Annotated in this window: 17 protein-coding genes; 6 read left to right on the forward strand and 11 right to left on the reverse strand. The window is 55.8% G+C overall.

Annotated elements, in window-relative coordinates; translation table 11 throughout:
• Window positions 1–132: 132 nt before the first annotated feature.
• On the reverse strand, window positions 133–1,752 hold the full coding sequence (locus Q674_RS33275; protein ID WP_227499538.1) for a diguanylate cyclase: 1,620 nt from the start codon (window positions 1,750–1,752) through the stop codon (window positions 133–135).
• 292 nt (window positions 1,753–2,044) lie between these two features.
• On the opposite strand from Q674_RS33275, the gene Q674_RS33280 reads away from it, so the two are divergent.
• The gene (locus tag Q674_RS33280) at window positions 2,045–3,448 is read left to right on the forward strand and encodes an ethanolamine ammonia-lyase subunit EutB (RefSeq protein WP_023009189.1); all 1,404 of its coding nucleotides are present in this window, start codon (window positions 2,045–2,047) and stop codon (window positions 3,446–3,448) included.
• Between the two features lie 2 nt (window positions 3,449–3,450).
• Window positions 3,451–4,275, forward strand: a complete 825-nt coding sequence (gene eutC / locus Q674_RS33285) for an ethanolamine ammonia-lyase subunit EutC (protein ID WP_023009190.1) — start codon at window positions 3,451–3,453, stop codon at window positions 4,273–4,275.
• A 6-nt stretch (window positions 4,276–4,281) separates the two neighbouring features.
• Here eutC and Q674_RS33290 read toward each other — a convergent pair whose 3' ends face one another.
• The 4 genes from Q674_RS33290 to Q674_RS33305 form a co-directional block, all read right to left on the reverse strand.
• On the reverse strand, window positions 4,282–4,668 hold the full coding sequence (locus Q674_RS33290; protein WP_023009191.1) for a DUF2750 domain-containing protein: 387 nt from the start codon (window positions 4,666–4,668) through the stop codon (window positions 4,282–4,284).
• Between the two features lie 36 nt (window positions 4,669–4,704).
• Window positions 4,705–5,343, reverse strand: coding sequence for an SDR family oxidoreductase (locus Q674_RS33295; RefSeq protein WP_023009192.1), 639 nt, complete (start codon window positions 5,341–5,343; stop codon window positions 4,705–4,707).
• A gap of 68 nt (window positions 5,344–5,411) precedes the next feature.
• Window positions 5,412–5,744: a ribbon-helix-helix domain-containing protein gene (locus Q674_RS33300; RefSeq protein WP_023009193.1), complete on the reverse strand. Its 333-nt coding sequence runs from the start codon at window positions 5,742–5,744 to the stop codon at window positions 5,412–5,414.
• A 54-nt stretch (window positions 5,745–5,798) separates the two neighbouring features.
• Window positions 5,799–6,380, reverse strand: coding sequence for a DJ-1/PfpI family protein (locus tag Q674_RS33305; RefSeq protein WP_023009194.1), 582 nt, complete (start codon window positions 6,378–6,380; stop codon window positions 5,799–5,801).
• 159 nt (window positions 6,381–6,539) lie between these two features.
• On the opposite strand from Q674_RS33305, the gene Q674_RS33310 reads away from it, so the two are divergent.
• Window positions 6,540–7,208: a glutathione S-transferase family protein gene (locus Q674_RS33310; protein WP_011786389.1), complete on the forward strand. Its 669-nt coding sequence runs from the start codon at window positions 6,540–6,542 to the stop codon at window positions 7,206–7,208.
• 24 nt (window positions 7,209–7,232) lie between these two features.
• On the opposite strand, the gene Q674_RS33315 is transcribed toward Q674_RS33310, so the two are convergent.
• From Q674_RS33315 to Q674_RS33330, 4 genes are all read right to left on the reverse strand, one after another.
• Window positions 7,233–7,688 carry a GatB/YqeY domain-containing protein gene (locus Q674_RS33315; RefSeq protein ID WP_031210219.1) on the reverse strand — a complete coding sequence of 152 codons (456 nt, stop codon included), beginning with the start codon at window positions 7,686–7,688 and terminating at the stop codon, window positions 7,233–7,235.
• An 82-nt stretch (window positions 7,689–7,770) separates the two neighbouring features.
• The gene (locus Q674_RS33320; protein ID WP_023009196.1) at window positions 7,771–8,508 is read right to left on the reverse strand and encodes a ZIP family metal transporter; all 738 of its coding nucleotides are present in this window, start codon (window positions 8,506–8,508) and stop codon (window positions 7,771–7,773) included.
• Between the two features lie 26 nt (window positions 8,509–8,534).
• Window positions 8,535–8,990: a DUF4112 domain-containing protein gene (locus Q674_RS33325; RefSeq protein WP_023009197.1), complete on the reverse strand. Its 456-nt coding sequence runs from the start codon at window positions 8,988–8,990 to the stop codon at window positions 8,535–8,537.
• 51 nt (window positions 8,991–9,041) lie between these two features.
• Window positions 9,042–10,469, reverse strand: coding sequence for a PLP-dependent aminotransferase family protein (locus Q674_RS33330; RefSeq protein WP_031210221.1), 1,428 nt, complete (start codon window positions 10,467–10,469; stop codon window positions 9,042–9,044).
• Window positions 10,470–10,630: 161 nt separating this feature from the next.
• On the opposite strand from Q674_RS33330, the gene Q674_RS33335 reads away from it, so the two are divergent.
• Window positions 10,631–11,173 (forward strand): pyridoxamine 5'-phosphate oxidase family protein, encoded by a 543-nt coding sequence (locus Q674_RS33335; protein ID WP_023009199.1) that lies wholly within the window; start codon window positions 10,631–10,633, stop codon window positions 11,171–11,173.
• Between the two features lie 74 nt (window positions 11,174–11,247).
• The gene (locus Q674_RS33340) at window positions 11,248–11,700 is read left to right on the forward strand and encodes an MgtC/SapB family protein (protein ID WP_011786395.1); all 453 of its coding nucleotides are present in this window, start codon (window positions 11,248–11,250) and stop codon (window positions 11,698–11,700) included.
• Window positions 11,701–11,719: 19 nt separating this feature from the next.
• Here Q674_RS33340 and Q674_RS33345 read toward each other — a convergent pair whose 3' ends face one another.
• Both Q674_RS33345 and Q674_RS41480 read right to left on the reverse strand, forming a co-directional pair.
• Window positions 11,720–12,583, reverse strand: coding sequence for an AI-2E family transporter (locus Q674_RS33345; RefSeq protein ID WP_264650080.1), 864 nt, complete (start codon window positions 12,581–12,583; stop codon window positions 11,720–11,722).
• Window positions 12,513–12,881 (reverse strand): hypothetical protein, encoded by a 369-nt coding sequence (locus Q674_RS41480; protein ID WP_023009201.1) that lies wholly within the window; start codon window positions 12,879–12,881, stop codon window positions 12,513–12,515. Before Q674_RS41480 ends, Q674_RS33345 begins: the two co-directional genes overlap by 71 nt.
• A gap of 359 nt (window positions 12,882–13,240) precedes the next feature.
• On the opposite strand from Q674_RS41480, the gene Q674_RS33350 reads away from it, so the two are divergent.
• Window positions 13,241–13,447: a cold-shock protein gene (locus Q674_RS33350; RefSeq protein ID WP_011786397.1), complete on the forward strand. Its 207-nt coding sequence runs from the start codon at window positions 13,241–13,243 to the stop codon at window positions 13,445–13,447.
• Window positions 13,448–13,468: the final 21 nt, after the last annotated feature.

Raw genomic sequence — 13,468 nt, forward strand, 5'->3', positions numbered from 1 at the left:
ATGATTACTGCTATTTCGGCTATGGCTGCGTGTATCCAAAAGCAACCACGGTCACTCCAACTCTAGCACAGGGTTCAAACAACGTGATTAGCGCTTCTTAATGTGCGGGACGCCATTGGAGGATCTCCTCCTTCAAGTGGGTAGGGCCTTGCCTGCCGGACCATCATAGCCACAAACCCGGTTGCGGCCCCCGGCCTTGGCCTCATACAGTGAACGGTCGGCCCGTTTGACCGCCCCCTCCACAGATTCCAGAAGGGGGTTTACCTCAGCCACACCGACACTTACTGTGACTTGAACCACCAACCCATCGCCTCCATCAATGATCATGGCTTCGACAGCGTTCCTGATACGTTCAGCACAGCCAAACGCCTCTGCCAGATCCGCACCCGGCAGGAGAATGACGAATTCCTCGCCACCGAAGCGCGCGACCAGATCCCTGTCCCGGCTGAACTGACGAAATACCGAGGCAACTTCTACCAGAACCAGGTCGCCCACATTGTGGCCATGGGTGTCATTGACCGCTTTGAAATGATCGATATCAATGGCAATAACCGACAACGGCTCACCCGAGGTCCGGGCCTGTTCCAGCACGTACTCTCCCTCTGCCATGAAATACCGGCGATTGAAGAGCCGTGTCAGAGGGTCCGTCGAGGCCTGGCGTTTCAGCTCATCCTGCTTTGACCGGATATCCTCCAACACCTTGATCCTGTAAGAAATAATGAAAGCCAGGGTGAGCGCTTCCAGAACAATACCAATACCGACTCCATGACTATTGATGTAGTTCGGTTGAACCAGACCTTTGTAGTACAGGACGGCAAACCCGTTGAACACCACAAAAAAGGTGTGACCAACAAGGAAAAATTTGACCAGAGGGTGCCCCTTCCTGAACAGCGAAATGCTCACGGAGAAGGTCACTACCATCATCAGGGCGGCAAGACTGCTGGCAGGCTTCAGGGCCGTCGCGATATCAAACAGGCCGTAAACAAACGTCACCACCAGCAATGCCAGCATACCCTGAAGCACGCGATGTTCGGTTCGGAAATACTCATGTGTTTCGAAAATGGCCATCATGAACAACAGCAGGAAAATCGGCATGGTTATCAACGAGAGATTCAGGACAAACACTGCGTCGCCGTAAGCGTTGAACGCCTTCGCCACCAAACCGTAAGACAGCGCGATCCAGACCAGGCCTGAAATCAGATAGAGTGAGTAGTAAATGTTTTCCTTCTTGCTGGTGGCGAAATACAAAAGGCCGTTATAGAAGACCAGCGCCAGCATCATCCCCACCATAAGGGCAATATCGAGGTGCCCCCCGGCCAGCGCCCGCCGGGAATTCTCGTCATCGTATACCTTCAACGAGAACCACTGGTGTGAGTATGCGTGACTACGCACATACATAACCGTCGTTTTCCCGGCTTGCAGTTCGAACGGATACACCAGTGTTCCCCGATACATGGCAGGGTGGGCGTCAGCCTCATTGAGGTTAACGGAAAGTCGATTGACGACGCGTGAGGAGCGCTCTTCAACAATATCGATTGAACGAACGTGATAAGCCTTGGGAAGGTGCAGAAACAGCGAACGGTCATCAGTACCTGAGTTGTGTAATGAAACCCGATACCAGGTCACCGCCGCCCGGGTACCGAGGGTGGTGGTGTTCTTGGTCTGGTCGAAAGACTCAAGCCGAACGGTTTCATAGTCCATCGTTTGCGATTCATCGATGAAGTATTCGATGGAAAAGTCTGTCAGTTCCACGCTTTTCTCTCCGGACGCAACCGATTCCAGAGCAAGGGCGGGGAGAGAAACAAGCGACAGCATGAATACAACGAGAAGCAAACGGCCAAGCGCCATTGAGGGTTTCCTTACACCTGCAGGGGTTCCAAGTCTAGCACCTGTCGCAATTCAAGGCAGTAGAACCTTAGACCGAGTCAGTTGCCCAATCGGTTGGCAAATTGAGAGACAGCATCCGCTTCAAGAAACTACAGTGTAGTTAAAGTAATTTGATGCGGGCATGCCAGAGTCGCCCCCGGGATTAAAGGAGAAGACCATGAGTGGCCAGTACACGTACCGTATGGGATTTCAGACCATGGATTTCAGGGACCTGGGGACCTTGATGGCAAAGGCAACGCCAGAGCGCTCAGGCGATCATCTCGCCGGCGTTGGCGCAGCGTCGGCTGAAGAGCGGGTACTGGCACAAATGTGTCTGGCCGACCTGCCACTCAAGACATTTCTGACCGACGCCCTGATTCCCTATGAAACGGATGAGGTAACCCGCCTGATCATGGACTCTCATGACGCCGCCGCCTTCGCCCCCGTTTCTCACCTGACGGTCGGCGATTTCCGGAACTGGCTTCTGAGCGATAACGCCTCGCCGGAGATGCTGGCACGACTACGCCCCGGTCTGACGCCGGAAATGGTGGCGGCGGTCAGCAAGCTCATGCGCAACCAGGATCTGATCCTGGTTGCCCAGAAATGCCAGATAACCACAGCGTTCCGAAACACCGTCGGGTTGCCGGGGCGCCTTTCCACCCGGCTGCAACCGAACCACCCTACAGATGACATGGCAGGCATCGCCGCCAGCATTCTTGATGGCCTGCTTTATGGCAATGGCGACGCCGTCATCGGCATTAATCCAGCGACCGATAACGTGGCTCAAACCAAGCGGCTACTGACCATGGTCGACGAAGTAATCCAGCGCTACGACATTCCAACTCAGTCTTGTGTGCTTACGCACGTGACCAACACCCTCGAAGCCATCGAGCAGGGAGCGCCCGTAGATCTGGTTTTCCAGTCTATAGGCGGCACCGAAGCCACCAACCAGAGTTTCGGATTCAACCTCGCCACCCTGAAAGAGGCCCAGGAAGCCGCTCTGAGCCTGAAACGCGGGTCCGTCGGCCAAAACGTAATGTACTTTGAAACCGGTCAGGGTAGCGCCCTCTCCGCCAATGCTCACCACGGTCTTGACCAGCAAACCTGCGAGGCCAGGGCCTACGCGGTCGCCCGCCATTTTGACCCGCTGCTGGTGAATACGGTGGTCGGCTTTATCGGCCCGGAGTATCTCTACGATGGCAAGCAGATCACCCGGGCAGGCCTGGAGGATCATTTCTGCGGAAAGCTGCTCGGGCTGCCGATGGGTTGCGACATCTGCTACACCAACCACGCCGAAGCCGACCAGAATGATATGGATAACCTGCTGACGCTGCTCGGAGTCGCCGGGTGCACATTCATCATGGGCATTCCAGGGTCAGATGACATCATGCTCAATTACCAGACCACGTCATTCCACGACGCCCTTTACGCCCGCCGTGTGCTCAACCTGAAACCGGCACCGGAGTTCGAGCAATGGTTGCACGCCATGCAGATTTTCGAGGATTCGGATCGGGTGTCGCTGAATAACGACATACCAGCGGCCTTCCGCCACAGCCTCTCCGGCCCGCGAAGGAGAACATAACCATGACCAACTCAAAGTTCCCGATCGTCGTTCACAACCCCTGGCGAGGTCTGCGCCAGTGCACCCCAGCCCGCATCGGCCTTGGCAGGGCGGGCGTCAGTCTCCCCACAGCGGAGCTTCTTGAGTTTCAGCTGGCCCATGCCCGCGCCAGGGATGCCGTGCACCATCCACTGGATATTGAGCAGTTGATCGTCGAATTTCAGCAGATACCCGAGATGTCGGCCCTGGGCCCACCGATTCAACTTCAGAGCCAGGCACCAGACCGGGCCTGCTACCTGCAAAGGCCGGATCTGGGGCGTGTTCTGAGCGAATCATCCAGCAGCCGTCTACAATCGTCGAAAACAGGCTCTGCTGAGCCCCCTGATCTGGCCATAGTGATCGCCGACGGATTGTCAGCCAGAGCCGTGCAGCAAAACGCCCCGGCGTTCATGCGCAGCTTCCTCCGGAAACTGGCCCATGACGGCCCTGAGTGGCGGGTTGCAACACCTCTGCTGGTAGAACAGGGGCGCGTAGCGATTGGCGACCACATAGGCCAGGTGCTCCAGACACAACAAGTGGTGGTACTGATCGGCGAGCGACCGGGGCTCAGCTCACCCGACAGCCTCGGCGTCTACCTTACTCATCATCCCGAGCCGGGGCTGCCAGATGCCCGCCGCAACTGCGTATCCAATATCCGCCCTGCCGGACTGGGGGTGGAACAGGCGAGCGAGAAAGTGATCTACCTTCTTAAGGAAGCCAGGCGACTGGGCACCTCCGGGGTCGCCCTGAAGGATCGAAGCGAAGAAGTGGAACTGACCGTATCAGAGAGGGGGAATTTTCTGGTGTAGCCGGGATCAGAAAGATCCCGACAACACTTCCTGAAGATCCTGCTTCAGCTCTTCCGGCTGCGTTATCCAGAGCTCACTGTCGGCGCCCGGAAAAACACCCACCTCAAGCCCGTCACGGCTTAACCCGGGCACCCACTTTTTGAAGAAGTCCGGCAATGAAATCGCTTTGGGGCTCAGGTCACCCGAAGGCCCTGCATAATCTGCTGCAAAGTCCTCAGCGGGCCACACCGGGAGATACCCGACGCCATCTTCCTCCGAGACAATTTTGAGAAACTGGTTATCGCCATTGACCAGTATCCAGAGCTCGCGCTCTTCCACCACAGCGTCCAGAAAATAGTCGTAGCGTTCTTCGCCATCCATTTCCAGAATCGAGGCTAACGGGTTATCGCTCATTGCGGCTCTCTTGTTGATCATGCCGGCGGATGCGGCCTACAGGTTCGCCAGCGCATCACGCACCGGCACATCTCCAGACACTACATCAAAAACGCAATTGCCGGTATTGTCAGAATCCAGCACAGCCAACAGAACCCGGGCAACGTCCTGGCGAGGAATCTCTCCGAACGCGTCCAGTCGCTCGCTGACCAACACCTTACCGTTGCCATCGTCATTGGTAAGTCGGCCAGGGCGCACAATGGTGTAATTCAGACCACTGCTTTTCAGGTGTTCATCGGCATTACGCTTGGCACGCAGGTAATGCTGAAGCTTTTCAGGGCCTTTTTCGGGCTCTTCAGCTCGCATACTGCTGACCATGATGAAACGTTTGATGCCCATGGCCTTGGCGGTATCCACGAGGCGAATCGCGCCATCCTGATCCACATCTACTGTCTTGTCCGGACCAGTATGGGGGCCAGATCCAGCGGTAAAGATAACGGCGTCACAGCCCCGCATGGCTTCGCTGCAATCCTGCTCCAGGTCGCCAATCACCGTTTCCGTGGCACCGAGCTTCTGCAACTCCGGCCCCTGGTCTGCGTGGCGAACCAGTGCTCGTGCCTCATGCTTGCTATCCGCGATTTCCTGTAATAGAAAACGCCCGATCTGCCCGTTGGCTCCGGCAATGAATACATGCATGGGGTGCCTCCCCTGTCAGTTGTGTGAAATGAACCTACCCTACTAGCTGCGCCCGGACGGCGGATAATTCAAGGGACCGACGCGACCCGGGACTGAGCCTTACCGGATGAATGAGCCGTTATCAGGGGAACGGAACGGGCTTCGCGCTGCGCCAGATAGCGTGTGCAGCTTACACGGAGAAAGGAGGCGAAGTTCTCTACTTCACCTCTCAGTTCCATCACCTCTTCGTGGAGTTTGGTGATGAGCTGATTGGTGGTCATGCCGTCCACTTCGGCAATCTCCCGGAGAATATCCCAGAACTGGTTCTCAAGCCGAAGCGTTGTGACCACCCCCCGGATACGGAGAGAACGGGACCGACTTTCAAACAGGATCGGGTCGGCTTTCACATAGAGTTCACACATGGAGTCGGTCTCCTGTGATAACGGCAGCCTCCAGCGGAGGCTGCCGGGTTAAGACTAGATCGAGATCTCAGCACCAAGCAGTTTAGCAAACGCTGACAGCCATGCCGGATGGGCAGGCCAGGCCGGAGCCGTCACCAGGTTGCCCTGAACGTGAGCCTGATCGACCGGAATGTCCATGTAACGACCACCCGCCATTTTCACATCGGGCCCACAGGCAGGATAGGCACTGCACTCGCGCCCCTCCAGCACTCCGGCGGCGGCCAGGATCTGGGCGCCATGACAAACCGACGCAATGGGTTTGCCCGCGTTGTTGAACGCCTGCACGATCTCAATCACCCGCTCATTCAGGCGCAGGTACTCCGGGCCCCGACCACCGGGAATCACCAGCCCAGCATAGTCATCAACCTGAACCTTATCGAAATCGTAATTGAGCGCGAAGTTATGACCCGGCTTTTCGGTGTAAGTCTGGTCACCTTCAAAATCATGGATGGCCGTTTTCACGCTGTCGCCGGATTTCTTGTCGGGACACACGGCATGTATTTCATATCCCAGCATGGTCAGTGCCTGGAACGGCACCATGGTCTCGTAGTCTTCGGTGAAATCGCCGGCCAGCAGCAACAGTTTTTTATTCGACATGTTCATTCCTCCCTGTTTGATCGACAATACATATCCATCATGCGCCACTTTCAACGGGGATAGGTAACAGCGGAATACTACATTTCGAGTGAACCAAACAGCCTTTTTCAGCCTACTGTACTACCCTGACCACTTATTAAACGGGAACGGAGCTTCCGAATGATCACAGTTCACCACCTCAATAATTCACGTTCACAACGCATTCTCTGGATGCTGGAAGAACTGGGCGTACCCTACGAGATCCAGCGCTATGAGCGCGACCCTGAAACCATGCTGGCACCAGCCAGTCTCAAGAAGGTGCACCCCCTTGGAAAGTCCCCGGTCATCACCGACGGAGATCTGGTGGTTGCCGAATCCGGTGCCATCATCGAATATCTGGCGCACACCTATGGTAAAGACACCATGCTGCCCGAAGCCGGAGGCCAGCAGTGGCTGGATTACACCTACTGGATGCACTATGCCGAGGGCTCGCTGATGCCACCGCTGGTCATGCGCCTGGTGTTTGAAAAAGTGAAGACCAGCCCAATGCCGTTCTTTATCAAGCCGATCGCCAAAGGAATTTCGGACAAAACCAACCAGATTTTTATCGGCCCGATGATCAAGACCCACCTGGACTTCGTGGAGTCACAACTGGCCAAAAACACCTGGTTTCTTGGGGAACAGCTGAGTGCGGCGGATATTCAGATGAGCTTTCCTCTGGAGGCGTCCGTCGCCAGGGGCATCGTTGGTAACGACAGGCCAAACATCAAGGCCTGGGTAGCGCGGGTGCATGCGCGCCCCGCGTACCAGAGAGCACTGGAGAAAGGTGGAGACTACGACTTCGCCTGACCAGGCCGTGGTCCCAGCGCTGGCTTAACCCGCCAGCGCAGCTCGAACTTTCTTGCTCAGGTGCCCCATATCCACCCGGCCGAGCACCTGGGGCTTGAGTTCATTCATCACGTTTCCCATATCCTGCATACCGGAGGCTCCCGTCGCGTTAATGGTTTCGCGGATAAGCGAATCCAGATCGTCCTCAGACAGCGCGGCAGGCATAAACTCCTCGATGATCACCATCTCCGAGCGCTCTTTGTCTGCCAGTTCGCCCCGGCCTGCGTCATCATATTGTGCAGCGGCGTCCCGGCGCTGTTTCAACATCTTGTCCAGCACCTTCAGAACATCGTCATCAGTGAGTTCCCGGCGCTCGTCGACCTCAATCTGCTTCACCGCAGCCTGAGCCATACGCAGCGTCACCAGGCGATCTTTGTCCTTGCTCCGCATTGCGTCCTTGACTGCGCTGGAAAGTTTTTCCTTAAGTGATGTATCCGCCACGGTTAGTCTCCTGTTCTGGGAAAATAAAAAGTAAACAACGCATGAAGGGCAGAATGATAGCCAAACTACGCCGGAACGTCCCCTATCCGGATAACGCCACCTCTCCCATCACCCCAAGCAGGAAGCCCGCAAGCGCCCCCAATGGTGGCGCCCAGTGTTTTTTCAGGCGTACCTGAGGCGCTATGTCCTGGAAAATGATGTAGAGAATACCGCCTGCCGCAAACAGCATGATGCCGGATACCACACTCGGGGCATCCGACAGCAGAAAGTAGCCAAGGGCACCGGCCACCGGCCCAAGCAACGCCATCAGCGCCAGGGCACCCACAATCTTCAATCCTCGATAATGGGTCGCGTCCACCAGTTCCCGATAGGAGTTAAAGCCCTCGGGAATATTCTGCAACGCAATGATGCCGGCCAGCAGAATTCCGCCCTCACTGGACACCGAGAAAGTGGCGCCGAGGGCCATGGCTTCCGGCACAAAATCCGAAAGCATGGCCACCAACTGGCTCGCCGGTGTGCCGTTGGCAGCCAGCCATCGATCCAGAAGCATAAAGCTGATACCGCCTCCGGCAAAACAGACAACGATGCCCACCATGGACAAGTTAGCCGTCCCTTCTGGCACCAGTACCAGCGCAACAGCCGCCAGCAGCGCGCCACCACCAAACGCGATCACACTGTGCCGCACCTCGGTTTCCAGCCAGCGCGGGTGAATACGCTCCACCGATGCCAGTGCTGCGCCCACAGGCATTGCAAGACCGGCCATCAATGTCAGTAGTAGTATCTGCATAAGGCCATTGGCCTGAAGTGCGTCCAGCATCATGCTCTATCCATAGTCAGTTCGGGTGATCAAAGAATGAGCGACAAACCACCGGTTATCACGGCAAACAGAATCGACAACCCAATCAGCGTTCCCCAGGGGAACGGCGGTGGCGGTGGTTCAATCGCCAATTCCTTCTCAAGATAGTTTCTCAGCAGTCTGGTATTGCGAGTATTCGCCTTATACACGGCATCAAAGGCATCCCCCACCACCGGCAACAGGCCACCCAGAAAATCGATGACCATATTTCTGAACATTCTTAACTTCACAGCCTTGCTGGCGCCCGCGCGTTGCGCTTCTACCAGCACATAGCCCGACAGGATGAGGCCAGCCATATCACCAACCACCGGTAACAGCCCGATGATGGCCTCTATGCCAATCCGGAACCTGGTAAATGGAAGGCCGATGCTGCTGTCCATCAGACGACTGAACCGGTCAAGACGATCCAGAATGGCGCGCTGTCTCGCCTCGGATGGTGTTGTCATGCTGCTTCCCTTTGCTATTCAAACGGATTTTGAGTCAACTACAAGCTGCGGTTACATTCGGGTTAACTCGCTTCTGAGGATGCTGACGCAATCCTCCATTTCCCGCTCACTGGCACTGGCAAACCCCATGACCAGACCGGATGATGCGGTATCTCCGATGTAGTGCGCACTCAAGGGCGTGCTGCCAAAGCCTTGTTTCCTCAGCCATCCACTCAAGGCTGAGTCATCAAACCGGCCTTCAAGCACCAGATGCATACCCGCACTCTCGGCCACAGGGTGCACCAGATCCCCGAGTTTCCTCTGCACCGCGTCCTGGAAGTACTGCCACTTGTCCCGATACAACTGACGCATCCGGCGAACGTGTCGAACGAACTGGCCACTCTCCATAAACTCGGCAATAGTGGCCTGAATCAGCAAGGGCGTTTCGCCACCACCGACCTGTTTGGCCCAGAGCACCGGCTCCACTACTTCCTCCGGAAGAACGACATATCCCACTCTTAATGCCGGCAGCAGCGTTTTGCTGAAACTTCCCACGTACAGTACCGGCGCATTGTCGAACATACCCTGCACCGCCGCAAACGGCTTGTTGAAGAAATGAAATTCGCTGTCATAGTCGTCTTCCACTATCCAGCAATCGTTCTGCCGAGCCCACTGCACCAGGGCCATCCGTTGGGAGAGGTCCAGAATCCCCCCCATGGGATATTGATGGGTGGGGGTGCAGAACAGCAACCTGGCGGAGCCCAGATGTGGCAACGCGGTCACATCAAGAACCTGATTTTTCAGGGGAATGGGCACCAACGGATTGCCAAGGCGCCCCAACGCATTGCGGGCACCTCGATAGCCCGGATTCTCGCATAGGACACGATCGCCGGGACTCAGAAACACATCCGCCAGCAACGACAAGGCCTGCTGCGCACCATTGGTGATCACAATCTGATCGGCATGGCAACGCACGCCACGCGACGTTCGGAGGTAGTTCGCAATGGCCGTCCGCAGCGGCAGGTAGCCCTGAGTGCTGTCATAACCGCGAAGCCCCCGCCGGCTTTCCTGATGGTGCAGCACGCGGTTCCAGGCGTTGACGGGAAAGGCGTCCAGATCCGGCAGGCCGGGCTGAAATGGCAAGCAGGCATCTTCCGCTCTGCGGGGAGTCCCACGCACCCTGTCTGGCAGTGAAGGCAGTCGGAAACTCCCGCCAGAGGGTATTTTCAATTTTTTCCCAGCCGGTTCGATAGCCGACCCGATATCCTCGTGAACGAATACTCCCCTACCTGCATGGCTCTGAAGGAAGCCTTCTGCTTTCAACTGATCGTAGACCGCATTCACTGTGTTCCGACTGACGCCAAGATCCTCCGCCATTTGGCGACTGGACGGCAACCGGTATCCCGGAGGATAGCGTTGAGCCAGAATCCGATCAGCCAACTGTCGATAGAGCTGAAGCTGCAGAGATTGGTCAGCATCAAACCGAATATCATCAATCACAACCACTGGTCCTATAAAAAAACACAATCTGGGTCTTTTGAGGGTATCAGAAGTGACGTGAAATAGAACGCAACTGTCCAATCCACAGCCTTGAGGACCACCGAATGAATCAGCCAAATACTCAACAAGCCTCACCTCTCACGTCCTGCCCAAGGAGCACCGTGAGGCGGGCCACCAAAAGAGCCTCGGTGGACCGCCAGGTTGCCTATACGCTGATTGACCGACTCAAAACCGCGCACCTGGGCTTTGTGGAGGACGGCGAGCCCCGCATCATCCCGATTACCGCCTGGCGAATGGATGACCACCTGTACGTTCACACCCTCAATGGAGGCCGGCTGTCAAAACGCCTCGGCTCGGGCCAACTCCTTTGCATCTCGTTTGCCGTCACCAATGAATGGGTTTTGACCAAGTCTGCGTACCACCACAGCGCCAACTACGAATCTCTGGTGTTGTTCGGCTGCGCACAGCTCGTGGAAGACTCTGCAGAATTCGACGCCGCATTCCGGGCCATCATCAACCAGATTGAGCCAGGACGTTGGGAGCAGGTACGGGCACCGAACCAGAAGGAGCGCCGGGCAACCGCGCTGTTCCGGATACCGATTGAGGAAGGCTCATTCAAGAGCCGGACCGGTGGCCCCAACGAAGATCCCGAGGATATGGAATTGCCAATATGGCACGGAACCGTGTCGGCAGTAACCTCATAAAAGGACGATCCCGGCCTTACCTGCTAATCTGCGTGAGCAGATACAAACAAAACTGAAAGACCAGGAGACGATCTGTGCTGGAAAGCGAAATCCCCTTAATGGACATGGTCATTCGACTGCTTATGGCGGCTGGCCTGGCACTGGTGCTTGGGCTTGAACGTGAACTACGAGGGAAGCCAGCGGGACTGCGATCGCACATGCTCGTCTCCGTGGGGGCATCCGCATTCATCATGATGGGCATGCACATTTTGCTCGCCACGGCGGAAGGCGACCCTTCCGCCCGAATTGACCCCACACGCATTGTCGAAGGCGTGATTGGCGGCATTGGCTTTCTGGGCGCCGGCAGTATCATCCAGAGCCGCGGCAATGTTCAGGGCATTACCACGGGAGCCTCCATCTGGGTATCCGGCGCCATTGGCGTAGCCTGCGGCCTTGGCACCCTGGCCCTTGCCAGCATGGTGACGGTGCTTTCATTGATTATCGTGGTCGTGCTTGGCCGATTCGAGCGAGAAGTCATCAAGGATTGAAGCTGTGGTCACACCCGAATCATTTACCCAACAGCTCCCCTACCGGACGAAAGTTCACCACATGATCGCACACGGATTTTGCGATCATGAGAATGGGCGTAGCCACAATCAAGCCCACTGGCCCCCACAACCAGCCCCAGAACAACAACCCGATAAAAATGGCGACGGCATTCAAACTGGAGACGTAACTCGTCAGCCACGGCATCAGCAGATTCCCCTGAATACTGGTGATGACCAGCGATGTAAGCGCAACAATCACGGCAGTATTGAGCTCGCCGAACTGCAGAAATGCGGCCACCCCAGAGCCGACCAGAACCAGGAAAGGCCCCAGATACGGCACACCACTGGCAATACCAGCCACCACGCCCCACAAAGCCGCTTGCTCAACTCCTAATAGCAGGAATGCCAGCCAGGTGAGAATGCCGACAAAAAGCGCACTGATGACCATGACAAAAAGGAACCGGCGTACCTGGTGATGCAGCTCGTTCATAATTCGTGCCGCCTTGCGCATACGCCGGAACGACGGACCGGATATTCTAACGATCTTGCGCCGATATAGCTTGCCGACGGAAAGCAGGAAAAACACCAGTAAAAGCACAGAAAACATCTGGGAAATCAGCACTAATGTGGCCGGCGAGTTGCGGATCACGTAATCACGAACGTCCATCGGCTCGTCCACCAGCCGCACGGGTGTCACGCCGGCCTGAACAGCCGGTTCCTCCTGGCTTTTCTCGGCGGTTTCCTCAATCTGCTTGGCGGCAATCTGGGCTTTTTCCATGATGCTTTCTTCATCCTCGGACGCAGACGCATCTTCACGCTGAAGCTCCTTGATGGCCTGGGGAATCTTGTCCAGCATGGCCATGGCTTCCTGCTTGAGCGGCACACTTGCCGCCGCCAGAATCGCTATCAGTGTGCAAAGAACCAGAGCTGCTGCCCAATGGACGGGGTATGTGAATCCGATCCAGTGTTGCCACCAGCGGATCCAGGGCGTAACTGATCAGAACTGCGACCACAAGCGGCAGCAGAACAGGCTGGGCCCAGTCGATAAAATACAGGGAGGCGATGCTGGTCAGCACAATCAACGACATGCTGCGGATATTGATGGCTTCAATCAGGGCCGTTGTTGAGTCCTGTTCGCCAGAACCCGACCCGACACCCGGGCTTTCCTCGTTGTGACTCATAACCGCAGCTATGCCTCATATCAGATCCATGATTGAGTAGAGTGTAGCCCCCAAGATGGCAACTAATGGTTACGATATTTTATGGCAAGGTTTAAGATCGATGGCAAACTCGAGAAATAATTCCAGAAATAGGTATTTTCCCGTTTCTGAAAACTTTTCTATGCAACGCCTGTTATTTAGCGTACTGTCTATTTCGTTGGAAAGATTTAGCAAAGCATTTCACGAATAAGACCTTTTGTGTTGTCAAACCTACTGTCCTGTTTTTGATCCTGCGCGTTTTTTGTTTCCCGCCTATCGCTGATTAGAGGTCACAACGACCTGCTGACGGCAACCAATTGATTAAAATCAGGATAATGATTATGTCTACTATCAAAGGCAACGTTAAGTTCTTCAATGAAGCAAAAGGTTTTGGCTTTATTACTCGTGAAAACGGCGCAGACGTTTTCGTTCATTACAGCTCGATTCAGGGTGGCGGATTCAAAACTCTGGCCGAAGGCCAGGAAGTGGAATTCACCGTGACTGAAGGCCAGAAAGGCCCGCAAGCTGAGAACGTTATTGGCCTGTAACTAACCCGGATTTCTCATAGG

It is taken from the genome of Marinobacter sp. EVN1, assembly GCF_000475375.1.
Classification (GTDB): domain Bacteria; phylum Pseudomonadota; class Gammaproteobacteria; order Pseudomonadales; family Oleiphilaceae; genus Marinobacter; species Marinobacter nauticus.

Bases quoted from the DNA above. Each gene is read 5' to 3' on its own strand.
- Q674_RS33280 (WP_023009189.1), top strand. From the start codon at position 2,045: ATGAGTGGCCAGTACACGTACCGTATGGGATTTCAGACCATGGATTTC.
- eutC (WP_023009190.1), top strand. From the start codon at position 3,451: ATGACCAACTCAAAGTTCCCGATCGTCGTTCACAACCCCTGGCGAGGT.
- Q674_RS33290 (WP_023009191.1), bottom strand. From the start codon at position 4,668: ATGAGCGATAACCCGTTAGCCTCGATTCTGGAAATGGATGGCGAAGAA.
- Q674_RS33295 (WP_023009192.1), bottom strand. From the start codon at position 5,343: ATGCATGTATTCATTGCCGGAGCCAACGGGCAGATCGGGCGTTTTCTA.
- Q674_RS33300 (WP_023009193.1), bottom strand. From the start codon at position 5,744: ATGTGTGAACTCTATGTGAAAGCCGACCCGATCCTGTTTGAAAGTCGG.
- Q674_RS33305 (WP_023009194.1), bottom strand. From the start codon at position 6,380: ATGTCGAATAAAAAACTGTTGCTGCTGGCCGGCGATTTCACCGAAGAC.
- Q674_RS33310 (WP_011786389.1), top strand. From the start codon at position 6,540: ATGATCACAGTTCACCACCTCAATAATTCACGTTCACAACGCATTCTC.
- Q674_RS33320 (WP_023009196.1), bottom strand. From the start codon at position 8,508: ATGATGCTGGACGCACTTCAGGCCAATGGCCTTATGCAGATACTACTA.
- Q674_RS33325 (WP_023009197.1), bottom strand. From the start codon at position 8,990: ATGACAACACCATCCGAGGCGAGACAGCGCGCCATTCTGGATCGTCTT.
- Q674_RS41480 (WP_023009201.1), bottom strand. From the start codon at position 12,881: ATGAGTCACAACGAGGAAAGCCCGGGTGTCGGGTCGGGTTCTGGCGAA.
- Q674_RS33350 (WP_011786397.1), top strand. From the start codon at position 13,241: ATGTCTACTATCAAAGGCAACGTTAAGTTCTTCAATGAAGCAAAAGGT.